17 protein-coding genes are annotated in these 16,715 nt (G+C 74.4%); 8 read left to right on the top strand and 9 right to left on the bottom strand.

Translation table 11 applies throughout. From position 1 onward, the window contains the following. Window positions 1-220: 220 nt before the first annotated feature. The gene (locus ASL10_RS10150; protein ID WP_056046804.1) at window positions 221-904 is read right to left on the bottom strand and encodes a DUF4166 domain-containing protein; all 684 of its coding nucleotides are present in this window, start codon (window positions 902-904) and stop codon (window positions 221-223) included. Continuing rightward, window positions 901-1,536 (bottom strand): SRPBCC family protein, encoded by a 636-nt coding sequence (locus ASL10_RS10145; RefSeq protein WP_082460343.1) that lies wholly within the window; start codon window positions 1,534-1,536, stop codon window positions 901-903. Before ASL10_RS10145 ends, ASL10_RS10150 begins: the two co-directional genes overlap by 4 nt. A gap of 77 nt (window positions 1,537-1,613) precedes the next feature. Between ASL10_RS10145 and ASL10_RS10140 the strand changes: the two genes are divergently transcribed. The 3 genes from ASL10_RS10140 (at window position 1,614) to ASL10_RS10130 (ending at window position 4,273) form a co-directional block, all read left to right on the top strand. After that, entirely contained in the window at window positions 1,614-2,243 is a 630-nt protein-coding gene (locus ASL10_RS10140) for a maleylpyruvate isomerase N-terminal domain-containing protein (RefSeq protein WP_056046803.1), read from the top strand. Window positions 2,244-2,471: 228 nt separating this feature from the next. Further along, window positions 2,472-3,422, top strand: coding sequence for an alpha/beta fold hydrolase (locus tag ASL10_RS10135; RefSeq protein WP_056046800.1), 951 nt, complete (start codon window positions 2,472-2,474; stop codon window positions 3,420-3,422). 131 nt (window positions 3,423-3,553) lie between these two features. Beyond that, window positions 3,554-4,273 (top strand): acyl-CoA thioester hydrolase/BAAT C-terminal domain-containing protein, encoded by a 720-nt coding sequence (locus tag ASL10_RS10130; protein WP_056046797.1) that lies wholly within the window; start codon window positions 3,554-3,556, stop codon window positions 4,271-4,273. 11 nt (window positions 4,274-4,284) lie between these two features. On the opposite strand, the gene ASL10_RS10125 is transcribed toward ASL10_RS10130, so the two are convergent. The 3 genes from ASL10_RS10125 to ASL10_RS10115 form a co-directional block, all read right to left on the bottom strand. Next, window positions 4,285-4,806, bottom strand: coding sequence for a GNAT family N-acetyltransferase (locus ASL10_RS10125; RefSeq protein ID WP_056046795.1), 522 nt, complete (start codon window positions 4,804-4,806; stop codon window positions 4,285-4,287). Window positions 4,807-5,038: 232 nt separating this feature from the next. Further along, a complete protein-coding gene (locus tag ASL10_RS10120; protein ID WP_056046793.1) occupies window positions 5,039-5,635 on the bottom strand; it encodes a hypothetical protein in 597 nt (198 codons plus the stop codon). A 58-nt stretch (window positions 5,636-5,693) separates the two neighbouring features. Continuing rightward, a complete protein-coding gene (locus ASL10_RS10115; RefSeq protein WP_082460451.1) occupies window positions 5,694-6,377 on the bottom strand; it encodes a DUF805 domain-containing protein in 684 nt (227 codons plus the stop codon). 73 nt (window positions 6,378-6,450) lie between these two features. Between ASL10_RS10115 and ASL10_RS10110 the strand changes: the two genes are divergently transcribed. After that, the gene (locus ASL10_RS10110) at window positions 6,451-7,038 is read left to right on the top strand and encodes a GNAT family N-acetyltransferase (RefSeq protein WP_056046791.1); all 588 of its coding nucleotides are present in this window, start codon (window positions 6,451-6,453) and stop codon (window positions 7,036-7,038) included. 83 nt (window positions 7,039-7,121) lie between these two features. Here ASL10_RS10110 and ASL10_RS10105 read toward each other — a convergent pair whose 3' ends face one another. From ASL10_RS10105 to ASL10_RS10090, 4 genes are all read right to left on the bottom strand, one after another. Continuing rightward, window positions 7,122-7,925, bottom strand: coding sequence for an Ltp family lipoprotein (locus tag ASL10_RS10105; RefSeq protein WP_235452665.1), 804 nt, complete (start codon window positions 7,923-7,925; stop codon window positions 7,122-7,124). Window positions 7,926-8,148: 223 nt separating this feature from the next. Then, window positions 8,149-9,738 (bottom strand): glycosyltransferase family 2 protein, encoded by a 1,590-nt coding sequence (locus ASL10_RS10100; protein ID WP_235452662.1) that lies wholly within the window; start codon window positions 9,736-9,738, stop codon window positions 8,149-8,151. Then, window positions 9,735-10,973, bottom strand: a complete 1,239-nt coding sequence (locus ASL10_RS10095; protein WP_157485367.1) for a hypothetical protein — start codon at window positions 10,971-10,973, stop codon at window positions 9,735-9,737. Before ASL10_RS10095 ends, ASL10_RS10100 begins: the two co-directional genes overlap by 4 nt. Beyond that, a complete protein-coding gene (locus ASL10_RS10090; protein WP_056046785.1) occupies window positions 10,970-11,917 on the bottom strand; it encodes a WcbI family polysaccharide biosynthesis putative acetyltransferase in 948 nt (315 codons plus the stop codon). The genes ASL10_RS10095 and ASL10_RS10090 overlap by 4 nt, the downstream gene beginning before the upstream one ends. 208 nt (window positions 11,918-12,125) lie before the next feature. Here ASL10_RS10090 and ASL10_RS10085 point away from each other — a divergent pair, with 208 nt between their 5' ends. The 4 genes from ASL10_RS10085 to ASL10_RS10070 are packed head-to-tail and all read left to right on the top strand — an operon-like array spanning window position 12,126 to window position 16,583. Further along, entirely contained in the window at window positions 12,126-13,343 is a 1,218-nt protein-coding gene (locus tag ASL10_RS10085; RefSeq protein WP_056046783.1) for a glycosyltransferase, read from the top strand. Next, a complete protein-coding gene (locus ASL10_RS10080) occupies window positions 13,340-14,587 on the top strand; it encodes a glycosyltransferase (protein ID WP_082460341.1) in 1,248 nt (415 codons plus the stop codon). Before ASL10_RS10085 ends, ASL10_RS10080 begins: the two co-directional genes overlap by 4 nt. Continuing rightward, complete coding sequence (locus tag ASL10_RS10075) at window positions 14,584-15,750, top strand: glycosyltransferase (protein WP_082460340.1); 1,167 nt, start codon at window positions 14,584-14,586, stop codon at window positions 15,748-15,750. Before ASL10_RS10080 ends, ASL10_RS10075 begins: the two co-directional genes overlap by 4 nt. Continuing rightward, window positions 15,747-16,583, top strand: a complete 837-nt coding sequence (locus tag ASL10_RS10070; RefSeq protein ID WP_157485365.1) for a glycosyltransferase family 2 protein — start codon at window positions 15,747-15,749, stop codon at window positions 16,581-16,583. Before ASL10_RS10075 ends, ASL10_RS10070 begins: the two co-directional genes overlap by 4 nt. Window positions 16,584-16,715 lie beyond the last annotated feature (132 nt).

Below are 16,715 nucleotides of genomic sequence, written 5' to 3'. Positions count from 1 at the left end.
GATGCCGATGCCGATGCCGATGCCGATGCCGGTGCCGGTGCCGGTGCCGGTGCCGGTGCCGATGCCGGGTACGGTGCCGTGCCGGTGTTGCGGTCGCGGTGTCGGCAATTCCTGGGCGGTGCTGCGGTGGGGTGCGTGGATCGGCGTGGGACGGGTGCGGCCGTGACGGGAGTCAGGACTTGCCGACAGGGGGGACGGGACGCACGCTCCGCTCCGGGGCCTAGAGACGCGCCTCGGTGCGTCGCGGCTTGAGACGGGCGGGCGCATCGGAGGCGGCGACCCACTCGCAGGTGAAGGCGCCGCGGTAGCCGAAGAGGAACCCGAAGCGGTGATTGTGCACCTCGAGGTCGACGTGGAACGACTCGTCGTCGTCGGACCACCACTCGTGCAACTCGGCCCGACCGCTGAACAGCATCGGGAAGCGGAACGAGACGGGGCACTCGTGGAAGCGCTGCGCCCCGGATCGCAGCACGAGGCCGCCGCGGTCGTCGACCGACAGGTCGAGGTCGACCGCGAGGTGCTGGTGTGTGCCGAGGTAGTCGAGCACCCGCCCCCGGTCGAGCACCATCGTCGCGTCGAATCGGACCGGCCGTCTTCCCGCGCGGCGGCGCGGCACCGAGTACGAGCGGACGAAGGTGACCGTCTCGCGTCCGAGTGCGTCGCGGTACGGGTAGTTCTCGATGACGAAGGGCACGTCGTGGCCGACGTCGGGCACCAGGATGTTGCGCAACCGCCCGATCTGCAAGAACGGGACCGTCCACCACGGGCCCCGCCGGATCGACGACATGACCCCCCGGCCCACGCAGGCCTCGCCCGAGTCGAGACCGACGCCGAAACGTCGCTGCATCATCGGGTGCAGACGCGGGAAGTCCTCGCCGAGGGCCTGCTCGAAGATCGACGTCATCGGGGTGACCGCCTCGCGGGGTCGGGCAGCGCGGCCAGGGTGACCGGCGCCTCCTTCAGGTGGTCGCCCGCGCGCGTGCCGCCGGCGGGCGCACGCAGGGTGCGGGAGGCGCGGGGGCGGTCCGGACGCCAGAACGCGAGAGCGCAGGCGAGCGGCCACCGCTCGGGTTCGCGGCCGGTCTCGAGCCAGAGGCGCAGGCGGTCGAAGCTGTACGCCGTCGCCCAACCGAGCAGCGGACGCACGACCAGGTCGAGCGGGCCCCAACCCGGGTCGTAGTCGTAGCCGGTCACGAAGCGCGTCCGTCCGTCGGCGGTGGGGACGTAGCGCCAGTACCCGCGACCGGCCCGGATCGGCGAGAGGACGTCGTCGGTCGCGAAGCGCAGGGCGGACGTGCGCGAACCGTCCCGGCCGTGGCGCTCGCCGATGCTGACGCCCGTGCCCCGGACGGTGTGGACGGGCGTGCGGCGGACGTAGCGGAACGGGGTCGACCCGTCGGCGTCCGGCGGCCCGGGGGTGATGCTCGAGAAGCGGACGTCCCAGCGGACGTGCTGCGCGGGGTCCTGCGTGGCGGCCCAGACCCGGTCGAGGTCGGCGTCGATCACGGTCTCGACGTAGATCTGACGTTTCCCCACGATGGCGAGGCTAGGGCATGGTGACGGCCGGGTGGACACCCCGCGACGCAGGTCACGGCCGGATCTAGGCTCACCCCATGGACGAGAGCTTCGCGACGGTCCGCGACGCGTTCGGGGCGGCGGCGCGATGGTTCGCCGAGACGGTGCACGAGCTGGACCGGCCGCCGGCCCTCTGGGACGCCCCGGCCCTCGGCAAGTGGAACCACCGCGACCTCGTCGGCCACACGTCGCGGGCCCTGCTCACGGTCGAGCAGTACCTGCGGCCCGGGTCGTCGGATTCCGGCCACCGGACCGTCGACTACTACCGGGCGGTCCGGGGCGGCCGTGCCGACCCGGACGAGGTCGCCGAGCGGGGGCGGCAGGCAGGACGGGACCTCGGCGCCCACCTGCCCGAGAGCGTCGACGCCGTCGTGCGACGGGTGACCGGCGTGGTCGCCGCACGGATCGCGGACGCGCGGGTCGAGACGCCGGTCGGCGAATGGCGGCTCGAGGCGTACCTCCCGACGCGCGTCGTCGAGCTCGTGGTGCACACGGGCGACCTCAGGGCGGCCGCCGGGCTCGACGGGCAGGCGCCCGAGGTCGCGGGTCGTCAGGCGCTGGTGGTGCTCGGGGCCCTCGTGGCCGATGCTCCGTGGGCTGACGCGCCGCGCCTCCTGACGGCCCTGACGGGTCGCTCGGCGCTCGCCGCCGGCTACACGGTGCTCTGACGGGGCTACCGGTCTGCCGCGGGCGCCTCCCATCCCTCGACAACGCCCCCGGGGCCTCCGGCTCGGACTCCGGTGTCGGCAATTCCGGGCTCGTGCTGCGGCGGGGTGCCCGCTTCCGCACGGGAGGGGAGCGGCTGCGACAGCGACCCGGAGTTGCCGACGGGGCGACGGCCTGGGCCACGCGGGGGGCCGTCGCGCTCGCGGTGAGCTGGTGACTACGGTGGCCGCATGAGCCACCCGCCCCACGACCCCTACCGGACGGCCTTCCTCGAGACGACCGACGGCGCCTCGCTCTACGTCGAGGAGTCGGGGCGTCCCGACGGCGTCCCCGCCCTCTGGTTGCACGGCGGGCCCGGCGGGTCGCTCGGTCAGGGCGGCTACCGACGGTCGTTCGATCCCCGGGCCTATCGGCTCGTCGGCATCGACCAGCGCGGTTCTGGGCGCAGCACGCCGAACGTCGTCGACGACCTGGCCCACCTCGCACGGCACACGACGCCGCGACTCGTCGCCGACCTCGAGGAGGTCCGTGAAGGTCTCGGCATCGACAGCTGGGTCGTCGGCGGGGTGTCGTGGGGCACGACGCTCGCGCTGGCCTACGCCGAGGAGCACCCGGACCGCGTCCGAGCCCTGGCGCTCATGGCGGTCACGACCACGAGTCGCGACGAGGTCGACTGGATCACCGAGGGGGTCGGACGGCTCTTCCCCGAGGACTGGGCCGTGTTCGAGCGCGAGAGCAGGAGGCGCGACGACGAGAGACCGGTCGACGCCTACGCGAGACGGCTGGCCTCCGACGACGAGGCCGATCGTGCGGCGGCCGCGGCGAGTTGGGACCGGTGGGAGAGCGTCCATGTCAGCCTCGACGATCCCGGGTCCCGCGGGCGGGGGCATCTGGGACCCGGCCGGCGGGAGGCGTTCGCCACGCTCGTCACCCACTACTGGAGCAACGACGGCTTCCTCCCGGGCGAGCGGTCGATCATGGCGCGGCTGCCACGGATCGCCCAGGTCCCCGCCGCGTTGGTGCACGGCCGTCGTGACGTCAGCGGGCCGGCGATCACGCCGTGGCTCCTGCACCGTGCCTGGCCGGCGAGCACCCTCACCGTGGTCGAGGACGAGGGGCACGGCGGCCCGCGTCAGGTCGAGGTGCTCAGTGCCGCACTCGACGGGTTCGCCCGGCGGTGACGACTTCGTCTGCTCTGCCCGCCGTGCCCGGCATGCGTCGGGCCGACCTCGCACGGCCCGAAGGGGTGCGTTGGTTACCGGCCCAACCGTCGGGCGACGGCGTCCTCGTGCTCGCGGGGTCGAGTGGACGGGTGGACGGCGAGCGCGCCAGGCTCTTTGCGGCGCACGGCGCATTGGCCGAGTCGATCCGGTGGTTCGGAGGCGAGGGGCAGAGCGCCGGGCCGTGGGACGTCCCGCTGGAGACCTTCGTGGACCGTTTGGACGCCCTCGCCAGGGAATGCGACCGGGTCTGGATCGTCGGGACGTCGTTCGGGGCGGAGGCCGCCCTCGCGACGGCCGCCCGCGCGCCCGGGGTGTCCGGTGTGTTCGCGTTCGCCCCGTCGGACGTCGTGTGGGCGGGGTACGACCCGGCCGGTGCCGAACACTCGCACTGGACATGGGGTGGGGCGCCCATACCGTTCGTACCGATCGACCAGGAGTATCGGGGGACGGAGGAACCTCCTCGGTTCTCCCCCGTGTACGAGCGGTCCCGAAAGGCGTTCGCAGACCGGGTGGCGGCGGCGGCGATCGAGGTGGAGCGCATTGCCGAGGTCGTCGTCGTCGCAGGGGGCGACGACCAGGTGTGGTCGAGCTCGCTGTACGCGGAGAACATCCGGTGTCGCCGCGCAGACCACGGCGCCGACACCGTCGTGGTGGCTGGTGCCCTCGCCGGGCACCGAGCGATCCTGCCCGGGGAGTCGTTGGTGCAGGGCGGCATGGCCATGCGACGTGGGGGCACGGAGGTCGCGGACCGGGAGCTGGGGACACGCGCGTGGCGTGCGATCACCGCGATGCTCGCGGCATCGCGCTGACGTGCTCGGCTTCACGTCGAGTCGTCGACCCGCTGGAAGAGGACGTGGTCCTGCCAGCGGCCCGCGATCTCGAGGTAGGACGGCGCGATGCCGTACTGCTCGAAACCCGCCTTCCGCAGGACCCGCTGTGAGCCGACGTTGTGACGGAGCGTCCCCGCCTGGACTCGGTGGAGGCCGGCGTCGCCGAACGCCCAGTCGACGGCTTCGCCGACGGCCGAGGTCATGATGCCGCGCCCGTTGCGGTCCTCCGACAGCCAGTAGCCCAGGTCACAGGACCGGAAGGGGCCACGGGCGATCCCGCTGAGGGTCAGCCGGCCCACCACGGCACCCTCGTCGACGATGACGAACGGCTGCGCCTCACCCCGGGATCGTTGCGCCAGCAGCGACGAGATCACCGACAGCTGCCCCTCGGGCGTGAAGTAGGCGTCACCGCGCACGGGGTCCCAGGGCGCCAGGAACTCACGGTTGCGCGTCAACGCCCGGGCCAACTCGGGGGCGTCTCGCGGCTCGATCAGGCGGAGGTGGGAGGACACGGGTTCACGGTACCGCCGGAGACGCGGCCCGATGCCGTCGTCGTCGCCGTCGGGACGGCCTCGGGTTCATGCTCGCCCCACGGGGCGCCGTCCTCCGTGCCGGGTTCGAGTCCCTAGGGGTCGAGTGCGTGGAGCTCGACGAGCACCCGGTCGACGAGGTCACGCCAGGCCTGACTGCGGCGGGGTTCGTCGACGTCCGCTTCTCGTCGACGGAGGAATCAGCGGACGGCCCTCAGCGCGCCTCCGGACGCCCGGCCTCGTCGAGCGCGCGCAGCAGCGCCTCGCCGTCGCGCACGTCCACGAAGGTCATCGGTAGCGGGGCCATGACCCCGTCGAGGCCCGTGTTGGTCAGGCCACGCTGCCGTGCGCCGAACGGGGTGTTCCCCGTGATCGAGTCCGTCCAGTCGACGCTGACGTTGGTGCGGTCCCGGGACCACGAGACCTCCTGGTTCTGCTGCTTCGCCGGCGCCTGGTGGACCGTCGACCCGACGACCAGGAACGACCGCCGGTCGGTGACCGCGTAACCCGTCTTCGCCTTCCGGGCCCGCTTGAGCAGGAACCTGCCGACCACGAAGAAGAGGCCGATCGCCACGACGACCCCACCGAAGGCGACGAAGAACCACGATGCCCCGTCGCGCAGCGCGGAGACCTCCCAGAAGATCGCGAACCCGCACCACAGCAGGCTGAACGGCACGAGGAACAGGTCGTTGCGACCGAAGGTCACGCTCTCGTCCGGGCCGCCCGACCAGAGCAGGTGCTCGCCGGGGCGCAGCTCCGGCTGGACGAGGGCACGTCGGTCGTCGGGCACGCGGGCGTCGGGAGCGCTCATGGTCGAGAAACTACCGTGACGCGTCCGCCGCCGTCACCGCGCCCGGGCTGGGGTGCCGTCAGGCCCGGGGCCGGTCGAACCGGGCGCCGCCGGGCTTCGGGCCGAGCAGCGACAGGATGAAGATGACGAATCCGCCGAGGTACGGGACGAGGTTGATGAGCAGCAACCATCCGCTGAGGTCGATGTCGTGGAGTCGCCGCGCTCCGAGGGAGAGGAACGGCACGATCGTCCCGAAGAAGAGGATCGCGAAGACGAAGCCGAAGGGGATGAAACCGGGTCCGGGTTCGAGGGTGCCGTCGTAGTCGGTCGTGCTCCCCGGGAGGCCCGCGAGGAACCCGACGATGCCGAGGACGAAGTAGAGGACCGTGTTGGCGAGGACCACCCACCAGTACTCGCTGCGGCTCGCGCGCCCCGTGAAGTCGGCGTACTTGAGGAAGAACCGCTTCACCGCGACGACCGGGCCCGCCCCGTACAGCGGCGCCCAGAGGGGGACCGCACCACCCGGGCCGGAGGGCGATCCCTGCGGCGGCTGTCCGTACGAGGGCTGTCCGTACCCGGGCTGCTGCTGCAGGTGGCCGGAGGGCTGCTGCCCGTAGGGCGGCTGCTGCCCGTAGGGCGGAGGCGACTGCTGCCCGTAGGGCGGGGGCGTCGGCTGCCCGTAGGAGGGCAGCCCGTAGGGCGGCTGCTGCGGCTGCTGCGGCTGCCCGCCCCGCTGGTCCGCTCCGTCGTTCTGGTCGCTCATGAGATCCCCCTCGTCCGCGCCGCCCACTGCGACCCGACCACCCTACCGAGCGGGGGCGTCGTACCATCGGACCGTGAAGACACCGGCCGTCCTCCGTGACGATTCGCCCGAGGCCGCCGCGCTCCTCCGCGCCGGGTGGACCGTCGCGGCCCGGTCGTTCGGTGCCCGGCTCGACGGCGACCGCGTCGACCGTGACCGCCTCCGCGCCCTCGCGTCCGGCAGGGTCGCCGACGTCACGACCCGCGAGCTCGGTCCGCACGACGTCGACGACGTCCTCGCTCTCGACGCGCAGACCCTCGACGACTACCCGGGCAGCGTGGCCACACGGCACGAGCCCTTCGACCGGTCGTCGGCGACACCCGGACCGACCCGCAGGGCCTGGGGTGCCCTCACGTCGACGGGTCGCCTCGTCGGCCTGACCGTCGTCGACCTCGACGGTCCCACCGCCGAGACGGACGTCACCGTCGTGCACCCCGATCACCGCGGTCGAGGTCTCGCCGCAGCGGTCAAGGCGGCGTCGGTGCTGGCCCTCCTCGACGCCGGCGTCCTCCGCTTCCGCACAGGAGGTTCGGCCGACAACCCCGCCATCGTCGCCGCGAACGCCACCCTCGGCTACGTCGTCGACGAGGGCTGGCTTACCCTGGTCGCACCCACCCCCTAAACCACCATCGAGTGGTCCCGAACCGTCCCTCGTCGTTCGACGAAAGACGGAACGGGACCACTAAACCACCGTCGGAGGTGGGTCTAGCTGCCGAGGTTCTGAACGGCGTAGTCCGCCTCTTCAGGCGTGAACTTCTCGCCGTATTCGCTCGTCAGCTGATCGCGGATGGCCTCAGGAGACATCGCCATGGTCTCTTGGTAGGACTTCGCCTTGGCGAGCGCGTTGGCGTTCCAGTCCGCCTGGATGGTGTCGATGGCGTACTGGGCGGCCTCGGGCGTGAACTGCCCGCCGTACTCGGAGACGAGTTGGTCGTAGATGCCCGCTTTGCTCATGTTGAGCATGGAGGAGTAGCTCTCGGCTTGGATGAGCGCGGAGGCGTACTCGACCGGCACGGCGGGGGCCACGGGCTCGGGGGCCTGCGCCTCCTGGGCCGGTTCCGACGTCTCGCTGGCGGCTGGCGAGGCCACTTCCTCGACAGGAGCCGACGTTTCCACGGCTGCGGCCACCGGTGCGTCGTCCGACGCCCCACTCATGATCGCGCCGAGGCCGAACGCCATGGCGAGCGAGGACACGACGGCGATAGCGCCGAGCACGATGCCGGTGACGGCCATCCCCTTGGACTGCTGTTTGCGAACGGCGAGCACCCCGAGCACGACGGCCGCGATGCCGACCAAGGCGCCGAACACGGGCACGAGGCCGAAGAGGAAGGCGCCGATGCCGACGACGAGCGCAGCGATCGCGAGACCTGCGGCTTTCTTGACGGGGGGGCCTTGAGGCGGGAGGGTCGCGGTGGTCGTGGGGTAGGCGGTCGTTTCCGCGGAAGGCTGGTTTGGGTCGGTCTGGTAGGGCCCTTGGGCCCCGTACCCACCGGTATCGGGTGTGCTCATGTCGAGATGATGACAGAGCCGAGAGTTGCTCTCCTTCGCTTTTTGGGCGGCCACCGGGTGACGCCGAGGACGAAAGTGCGACTCACCCGCGATCGAGTGGGCAGTTGTCGTTGTTCATCCCCGGGAGAAGATCAATTACTGCCCACTCGGCAGACGATGCGGAGCCGAGAGGAGCGCGCGGGGGCAACCGGGCGGCGAGGGGCGGGCGGGGGCGGCCCCGGGATCAGCCCCAGCCGCCGAGGTAGGCGGCGACGCTCGGCTCGCCCGCGACGGGCGTCAGCCAGTCCACGGAGGCGCGGTGCGAGACGAACGCGACGCCCGCCCCCCAGCGTCGGGCGCGCAGGGCGGCCCGGCGCGACTCGACCGTCACGAGCACGCGGCCCGACGGGTCCGCCAACTCGAGCGTGCCGAGCGACCCGACGCCCACCGCGTCCGTCGCCGTCCGAAGGTCCCGCGCGACGTCGTCCCCGAGGCCGACCGCAGCGGCCAGGGCCTGCACCCGGGCGTCGTCCGAGCCGCCGGCCTCCACCGCGGGCAGTACCCGCACGGGCCCGTCGAGCGTCACGACCACCCGGGCACCGGACAGCGCCGCGGCGGCAGCGTCCGACGAGCGTCCTCGCACCCGCTGGTCCGCCTCGAAGACCGGGGCCACGTCGTCCGGCACCACGACCGTCACGTCCGGCATCGCCGCCAGCACGCTGTCCACCGCGACGAACGCCGCACCGGCCGAGATCGAGGTCCCGACGGCGGCGACCAGGTCGACGCAGACGTCCACCGCGCGACTGCGCACTCCGAACCCGCGCGAGCCGCGCACGGCGATCAGATCGGCGAGGCGCAGGGTCTCGCCGTTCTTCTCGGCCTGACGCCGCGCCTCCTGGTCCTCGCGAGCCACCGCCGACGCCGCCGAAGCCGCCGAGTCCGCTGGGTCCGCCGAGTCCGCCGAGTCCGCCGACCCCGCCGACCCGGCGCCGGCACTCGTCGCCCGTCCCGCCCAGTCCGGCCCGTCATGCCACGCCACGGCGCCCGGCACGTGCGCGAACACGCCGCCGGCGAGCCACGCGCGGTGGGCCCACTCCCAGTCCTCGCCCCCGTAGCTCGTGAACGACTCGTCGAAGCCGCCGACCTGGTCGAAGAACCAGCGGGTGCAGCAGGTGACCGCCCCGATCAGGTGGCGGTACGACCGGTCGTCGGCGTGCAGCAGGTCGGCCGACCAGCCGTACGCCTGCTGCAACCAGCGCGGCTGCTCCAGCTCGTGGGCCGGCCCTGCCACCTCGACCGGCTCCGACACCGGCACGGCCACGCCGTCACCGACCCCGCCGTCACCACCCAGCACCCCGGCGAAGTCCGCGTGCTTCCGCTGGCCGACCGTCACCGCCTCGGGGGCGAGCGCCGGCAGCCGGGTCAGCCGCAGCACGTAGTCCGGCTCGGGTGACGTGTCGGCGTCGACGAAGCACAGCACCGACCCCGACGACGCGGCGACGCCGACGTTGCGGGCGGCCGAGAGCCGGAACCCGAGGTCCTCCTGCACGATCAGCCGCACCCCCTCGGGCACGGTGGGTGGCGTCGGCGATCCGTCGTCGACGACGATCACCTCGAGCCGTTCGGCCGGGTAGCTCTGACGCGCGAGCGCCGCCAGCGTGCGGTCGAGCTCGGCCTGCTGCCGGTAGTGCACGACGACCACCGACACGAGCGGCGGCAGGTCGGGCCACACCCCGTCGAGGGCGTCCCACGCGTTGCCGACGACGAACCGCCCACCCGCAGGAGGCGCGGTGTCGGTCGCGTCGGACACCGGCGACCCGGCGTCGCGGCTCACCAGCGCACCCCCTCGGCCCACCACGCCGCGTAGACGTCGGCCACCTCGTCGAGGCCGGGCAGGGTCCGGGCGTCGTCGTCGAGCCAGGTCGACGCCGGGTCGGCCAGGGCGGTCGCGATCGCCGTCGCCAGACCGCCGTCGGGGTAGAGCGTGAGCGTGCCCGGCCGGAGGGCGGCCATCTCGCGCGAGTACCTCGTGTCGGGCACGAGCGGTCGTCGCCCGGCCGCGATCCAGGTCGCGATCGATCCGGAGGCCGACACGTGCTGGTGCGCCGCCACGGGCACCGACGCGCGCCGGGCGCGGTCGAGCAGCGTCGCGTCGTCGAGGTAGCCCGTCGCGCCGAACGGCACGCCGAGCGCCGCCGCCTCGTCGACCAGCTGCTGCAGCTCGGCCTCGTGCCCCGAGGAGGCGCGGCCGAGCGCCACGACGCCGGTCGCCCGCGCGTCCGGTCGCGTCGCCCCGCTGCCGCCCCGGTCGCCGGCGGCGTCGTGCCGCGCCGCCGCGAGTCCGGCCACGGCCGCCACGACCTCGGCGTGCCCCTTGCCCGGGTAGAAGAAGCCGATGACCGCGACGTCGCCGTCCGACTCGGGGAGCCCGTCCGGCCCGGCGGGCTCGGGGAGCCCGTCCGGCCCGGTCCGCTCCGGCGGCAGGGGGTGCCGGTCGACCGGCAGGGGGATCACCTCGACCGGGCCGTCGAAGCCGACCCACTCGCGCAGGAGGGAGCGCTCGTGGTCGCTGTTGACCACGACGCCTCGTGCGGCGGCCACCACGCGACCGTAGGCCTCACCGCGCCTCCTCAGGTTGCGCTCGCCGTCCGACGGCTGCGGCAGGTCGTGCAGGGTGACCGTGAGCGCCGTCGTGTCGGCCAGGTGCTCGACGACGTCGGCCGCGGCGGACGGCGAGGGGCCCCAGAGCCGGTCGGTGAACTGCAGGTGGACCCGCGGGACGCCGACGTCGACGGTGTCGGCCGGGCGGGCGTCGTCGCCCCCCTCGACGTCGGGCACGTCGAGCAGGTCGGCGACGTCGAGGGCGAGGTGCCGACCGGTGCGGGCCTCGACCGTCGCGGCGATCTGGGCCGCGTAGGTCGCGACGCCGTGCTGCGGATCGTGGTGCGTGACCACCACGGGCAGCTCGACGAGGTCGATCGTGGCCGCCGCACCGTCCCGCGCGGTCGACCGGGCCGAGTCGCGCGCGGTCGCCTCGCGGGTCGAGGGATCGACCGCCCCGCCGCTCACGCCGCACCCCACATCGCGAACGTGTCGGCGTGCCGGGCCAGCGCGGCCTCGACCGCGTCCGGGTGCTCGGCGTACCAGGCGAGGTGTGCCCGACGGACCTCGTCGGCGTCGACGCGCTCACCGCCGACGACCCAGTGATCGGTCGCCTCGTCGTCGAGGCCCCAGGCATCGATCACCGCCTGCTCGCGCGGGGCGTGCACGCTCGAGAGCACGGGTCGGCCCGGGTCGACGACGTGCTCGGGCAGGCCGAGGCGCTCGCGGACGCGCGAGGCGAGAGCCGTCCAGACCGGGTTGCCGGGGTGGTTCAGGGTGCGCATCTGGTCGAAGCGCGGCGTGCCGGCCCCGTCGGCGCCCGCACCGACCTCGAACAGGTCCGACGCGACGACGCTGTCGTGGGCGACCTCGCGCTTCCGCAGCTCGGCCAGCGACTGCTCCGCGACCGACCGGACGACGGCGGGCGTCAGGGCGCCTCCCGGGAGGGGCCGCCCGGCGGCCTCGGCGATCAGCCGGACGTCGTGGTACTCGACCACGGGCGGCACGAGCGAGACGTCGCTCGGCGGGCGCACGATGACGTGCGCGGGGTAGAGGCCCGCGAACCGGACGACGGGCACCCGGACGACCCGCGCCTCCCGGGGCAGCATCGCGGCCAGCTGCGCCGTGCCGAGCGGGAGGTCGTGGTAGTCGTCGCGCACCGGTTGCGAGACCAGCAGCCCGGCCCGGCCGAGCCACCGGCCGAGCTGCGGCAGGTCGGCGGCCGTGAGCTCGTGCACGGGCGGCATCCGGACGGTCGTGAGGCCCGCGCCGTCGAGGAAGATCCGCAGCGACTCGGCCTGGCAGTTGCCCACCACGAGGGCGATCGCCCCGTCGCCCTCCGGCTCGCTCAGACCGTAGAAGTCGCCGTAGTGACGGGTGCGGCCGTCGGGTTCGGTTCGCTGTTCGGACATGCTTCCCTCCGGCCCTCGCTCGGAACGGACAAAGGGGGTCGCGCGGGCCTATGTTGAGTCAACAGCGACTTCCCCGGTCGCGTCATCCTTTCCCGCCGCCAGCCCCGGCACACCTCACCCGCATCGTCGCGGGTGCTCGTCGTCCCGCGAGACAGGCCTCGCGCCGGTCCGCCACGGCGAGCGACCTGATCACGCCGAGGAGGCCCCGATGACCCATCACGCCCCGACGTCGCCGTCGACCACGGCCCCCGCGTCCGACGAGACCGTCGTCGTCGCGCCCCTCCGCGTGGCCTCCGTCCCGGCCGGCCACCCGTACGTCCGCTCGTTGCTCGACCCCGACGACGCCTCCGGCCGCGTCGTCCACCTCGCCGACCCGCTGCCCGACCCCGCCGAGCCGGACCGCTGGTGGCCCCCGGTGGTGCTGGACGCCGACTGGCTCCGCGCCCACGCCGACGAGATCGACCTGCTGCACGTGCACTTCGGCACCGAGTCGTACCCGACCGACCACCTCGTCGCCGTCGTCGAGGCCCTGCGCGACCTGCGCCTGCCGCTCGTGTACACGGTGCACGACCTGACGAACCCGCAGCTCGTCGACCAGGCGCCCCACGTCGAGCACCTCGACGTGCTGATCCCGGCCGCCGACGAGTTGATCACCCTCACCGACGCGGCCGCCGACGAGGTCGAGGCCCGGTGGGGTCGTCGCCCGACCGTCATCGCGCATCCGGCCATCGTCGACCCCGAGGTCGAGCTGCCGGTCGGCACACCTGGTGACACGGTCGTCGTCGGGGTCCACCTCCGCGACCTGCGCCCCAACGTCGCGGGCGTCGAGACCGTCCGCACCCTGCTCGCGGCGGTCGACGCCCTGCGCGCCACCGGTGCCGCCGTGGAGGCGCGGGTCGACCTGAACGAGCGCGTGCGCGACCCCGAGCAGGCCGAGCGCATCCGCGAGCTCGTCCGGGCCGCCGGACCGTCGGCGACCCTCGCCGAGCACCCGCGCCTGACCGACGCCCGGCTCGAGCGGTCGCTCGCCGACCTGGACGTCTCGGTGCTGCCGTACCGCCACGGCACGCACTCGGGCTGGGTCGAGCTGTGCTGGGACCTCGCCGTCCCGGTCGCCGCGCCCCGCGTCGGCCACGCCGCGGCGCAGCACCCCGACCGTGGGACCACCGCCTCCTTCGACCTCGACGACCCCGCGTCGCTGGCCGCGGCCGTCATCGCCCTGGTCAGCCCGCACGCCGTCGACGAGACCGCCGACGCACACGACGCCCCGGCCCGGGTGCCGGCCTCGCGCCGCGGCACCCCGCACCGCGCCGCCCTGCAGCGGCAGCGTCGGTCCGTGCGACGACGACAACGCCACGACGTGGCGGCCGCCCACCTCGCGGTGTACGAGCGCGCCCTCGCGACGGTCGCGGCGGTGACGGCGTGACCCGCGCCTCCCGGCCCCTGCGCATCGTCGTCGTGGCGCCCCTGCGCTACCCGATCCGCGAGCCGTTCGCCGGCGGACTCGAGTCGTCGGTCCACCACCAGGTGCGCACCCTGCGCGAGCGCGGTCACCGCGTCTCGCTGATCGCCACCGAGGGGTCCGACCACCTCGACCAGAGCCCGCCCGAGTTCGTCCTGCCCGCAGTGGTCTTCGACGACCCGGCCGAGGCGACCGACACGACCTACCCCGACGGCTACCTCGAGCGCGCGCTGCCGGCGCTCGAACGCGCCCTGCAGTTCGTCGCCGACCACGCCGACGACTACGACCTCGTCGACAACCACAGCCTGCACGGCGCCCCGCTCGCCCGGGCCGACCGCATCGGCGTGCCGATGGTCAGCACGCTGCACACGCCGACCCTGCCCGCCATGCTCGCCGCGCACCGCTCGTCCACCGGGCCGCGCAGCCGCTTCGTCGCCGTCAGCGGCCACACCGCCGCCGCCTGGGCGAGGGAGGGCGTCGAGGCGAGCGTCCTGCCGAACGGCGTCGACACCGAGCGCTGGGGCTTCGGACCCGGGGGCGACGACCTCGTCTGGTCGGGACGCATCGTCCCCGAGAAGGGGCTGCACCTCGCCCTCGAGGTCGCCCGTCGCGCCGGGCGCCGCCTCGTGATCGCCGGTCGCATCGGCGACGTCGACTACTTCGAGACCGAGGTCGCCCCGCACCTCGGAGCCACCGCCCACTACGTCGGCGAACTGCGCCAGCCCGAGCTCGCGGCCCTCGTCGGCCACAGCGGCTGCGCCCTCGTCACGCCCGTGTGGGAGGAGCCCTTCGGACTCGTCATCGCGGAGGCGCTGGTCACCGGCACGCCGGTCGTCTCGTTCGCCGTCGGGGGAGTCCCCGAGGTCGTGGCGGGTTCGGTCGGGGCCGCCCTGGTCCCCGCCGGCGACCTCGACGGCATGGCGCGCGCGGCCGACGACCTGCTGCGCCGGGTCGGGACGGACGCCGACGCCCGCCGCACCGTGCGGCAGGACGCCGTCGACCGGTTCTCGCTGCGAGCCCGGGCCGCCGTCCTCGAGCGGCTGTACGCCGACGTCGTGGCCTCGGACGAGCGCGTGCCGGGCACGTCCGTCGTCGCCGCGACGGAGCCGACCGGCGTGGGTGGCCGGCACCGTGCCTCCTCGTCCCTCGCCGGCGGCCTGTCGGCCGTGCGCCCGGCCGGCACGGGCCGACGGGTCGTGACGGCGTGACCTCGACGGTCGCCCGCCCCCTCGTCGGCTGGTACGTGCACCACCACGGTGCCGGGCACCGCACCCGCTTCTCGGCCGTCCGGCCGCACCTCGACGCCGACGTCGTCGTCTTCAGTTCGCTGAGCGCCCCCGTCGACCTGCCGGACGACACCACCTGGATCGAACTCGAGCGCGACGACGCCCCGACCACGGGCCCGGACGGCGTGGTCCGTCACCCCGCCGACGCCTCGCCGACCGTGGGCGGCCTGCTGCACTGGGCTCCCGTGGGGCACCCCGGGCACGCCTCCCGCCTGGGCCGCATCGCCGGGGAGATCGCCGGGGCCGCGGCCGGCGGGCGCCCCTTCGACGCGATGGTCGTCGACGTCTCGGTCGAGGTGACGCTCTTCGTGCGGCTGCTGGGCGTCGAGGTCGTCGTGGTCTCGCAACCCGGCGACCGCACCGACGAACCCCATCGACTCGCGTACGACGCCGCGTCGCGCGTGATCGCTCCCTGGCCCGCCGGGACGCACGACTCGTCGGCGCTCGACCGGGTCGCCGAGAAGGTGCGCTGGGTCGGCGGGATCTCGCGGCAGGACGGGCGCGGGGCCTCGGACCGCGGGTCGGCCGTCGTCCCCGGCAGCGTCCTCTTCGTGGGCGGTGCCGGCGGCAGCGACCACGGGGACCTCTCGGCCGCGGTCGCCCGCGCGGCTCGGGCCACGCCCGGCACGACCTGGTCGGCCCTCGGGCTCGACACCTGGGTCGACGATCCGTGGTCGGCCATGACCTCGGCCGAGGTGATCGTGACCTGGGCCGGCCAGAACACCGTCGCCGACCTCGCCGCCCTCGGCGCACGTGCCGTGGTCGTGCCGCAGACCCGACCCTTCGACGAACAGCTCACGACCGCCCGGGCGCTCGACCGGGCCGGTCTCGCCGTCGTGGCGCCGTCCTGGCCCGCCGACGCCGAGTGGCCGTCGGTGGTCGAGCGCGCCCGGGGGCTGCGGCCCGACTGGTCGGCGTGGCAGGTCGAGGGGGCTGCCGCCCGCGCCGCCGCGGTGGTCGCCGAGGTGGCCGGTCGGGGCGCGCACGGCGTCGGCCCCGCGCGCGCCGAGCCCGCCGTCGGCGCCGAGCCCGCCGTCGGTTCCGACCCCGCCGTCGGCACCGACCTCGCGGGGGTCGCCTCGTGACCGTCGTGGTGGTGACCCTCGCGTCCGCCACCCGCATGAAGCACGTCGCCAACCAGCTGCGGTTCGTCCGGCAGGTGGCACCCGACGCCGGCCACGTGGTCGTCTGGCTCGACGAGACCCCCGCCCCCGACGTGCCCGCCCTGGCCGGGGTCACGACCCTGCACGTCCCGCCGGGTCCCGACGGCCTGCGCCTCGCCGCCGGACGCAACCGCGGAGCCGACGCGGCCGTCGGTCACGGTGCCACGCTCATCGTGTTCCTCGACGCCGACTGCGTCCCCGGCCCCGACCTCTTCCGCCACTACGAGCAGGCGGCGCTCGACCACCCGGAGGCTCTCCTGAGCGGACCCGTCACCTACCTGCCCGAGGGGTTCGTGCTCGGCGCCGGCGAGGGGCTCGAGGGGGCGACCGCTCCGCACGCGGCGCGACCCGCGCCTCCTGCGGGGACGACGCTCGTCGCGGGCGCCGCGGACTATCCGCTGTTCTGGTCGCTGTCGTTCGCGGTGACGCCGGACGCCTGGGCGCGGCTCGGCGGCTTCGACGAGCGATACGAGGGCTACGGCGGCGAGGACACCGACTTCGCCTTCATCGCGCGCTCGCTCGACGTCCCGCTCGTCTGGGTCGGCGGCGCCCACGCGTACCACCAGTACCACCCGACGTCGTCACCGCCGTGGCGCCACCTGTCCGACGTCGTGCGCAACGGCGGCCTCTTCGCCGAGCGGTGGGGCGAGTGGCCGATGGGTGGCTGGCTCGACGCGTTCGAGCGGGCCGGCGCGGTGCGCCGGGCGGCCGACGGCGGCTGGACCCTCGTCGAGGGCGCGGCCGTCCCGAGCTGACCCGCCCCGGGTCGCCGGGCCGGGCTGACCCGCCGCGAGTCGCCGGGCCGAGTAGTCCGCCCCGAGTCGCCCGCCCCGAGTCGACGGGCCGGGATCGCACCGCCGACTGAGCATCGCACCGTCGATGTGGGC

The organism is Frigoribacterium sp. Leaf8 (assembly GCF_001421165.1).
Taxonomy (GTDB): Bacteria; Actinomycetota; Actinomycetes; order Actinomycetales; family Microbacteriaceae; genus Frigoribacterium.
This window is presented reverse-complemented; position numbering and strand designations above follow the sequence as displayed.

What these genes read in the sequence shown, in the direction of transcription:
- ASL10_RS10090 (WP_056046785.1), bottom strand. Translation starts at nt 11,917, where the DNA reads ATGTCCGAACAGCGAACCGAACCCGACGGCCGCACCCGTCACTACGGC.
- ASL10_RS10150 (WP_056046804.1), bottom strand. Translation starts at nt 904, where the DNA reads ATGACGTCGATCTTCGAGCAGGCCCTCGGCGAGGACTTCCCGCGTCTG.
- ASL10_RS10115 (WP_082460451.1), bottom strand. Translation starts at nt 6,377, where the DNA reads ATGAGCGACCAGAACGACGGAGCGGACCAGCGGGGCGGGCAGCCGCAG.
- ASL10_RS10135 (WP_056046800.1), top strand. Translation starts at nt 2,472, where the DNA reads ATGAGCCACCCGCCCCACGACCCCTACCGGACGGCCTTCCTCGAGACG.
- ASL10_RS10140 (WP_056046803.1), top strand. Translation starts at nt 1,614, where the DNA reads ATGGACGAGAGCTTCGCGACGGTCCGCGACGCGTTCGGGGCGGCGGCG.
- ASL10_RS10120 (WP_056046793.1), bottom strand. Translation starts at nt 5,635, where the DNA reads ATGAGCGCTCCCGACGCCCGCGTGCCCGACGACCGACGTGCCCTCGTC.
- ASL10_RS10105 (WP_235452665.1), bottom strand. Translation starts at nt 7,925, where the DNA reads ATGAGCACACCCGATACCGGTGGGTACGGGGCCCAAGGGCCCTACCAG.
- ASL10_RS10085 (WP_056046783.1), top strand. Translation starts at nt 12,126, where the DNA reads ATGACCCATCACGCCCCGACGTCGCCGTCGACCACGGCCCCCGCGTCC.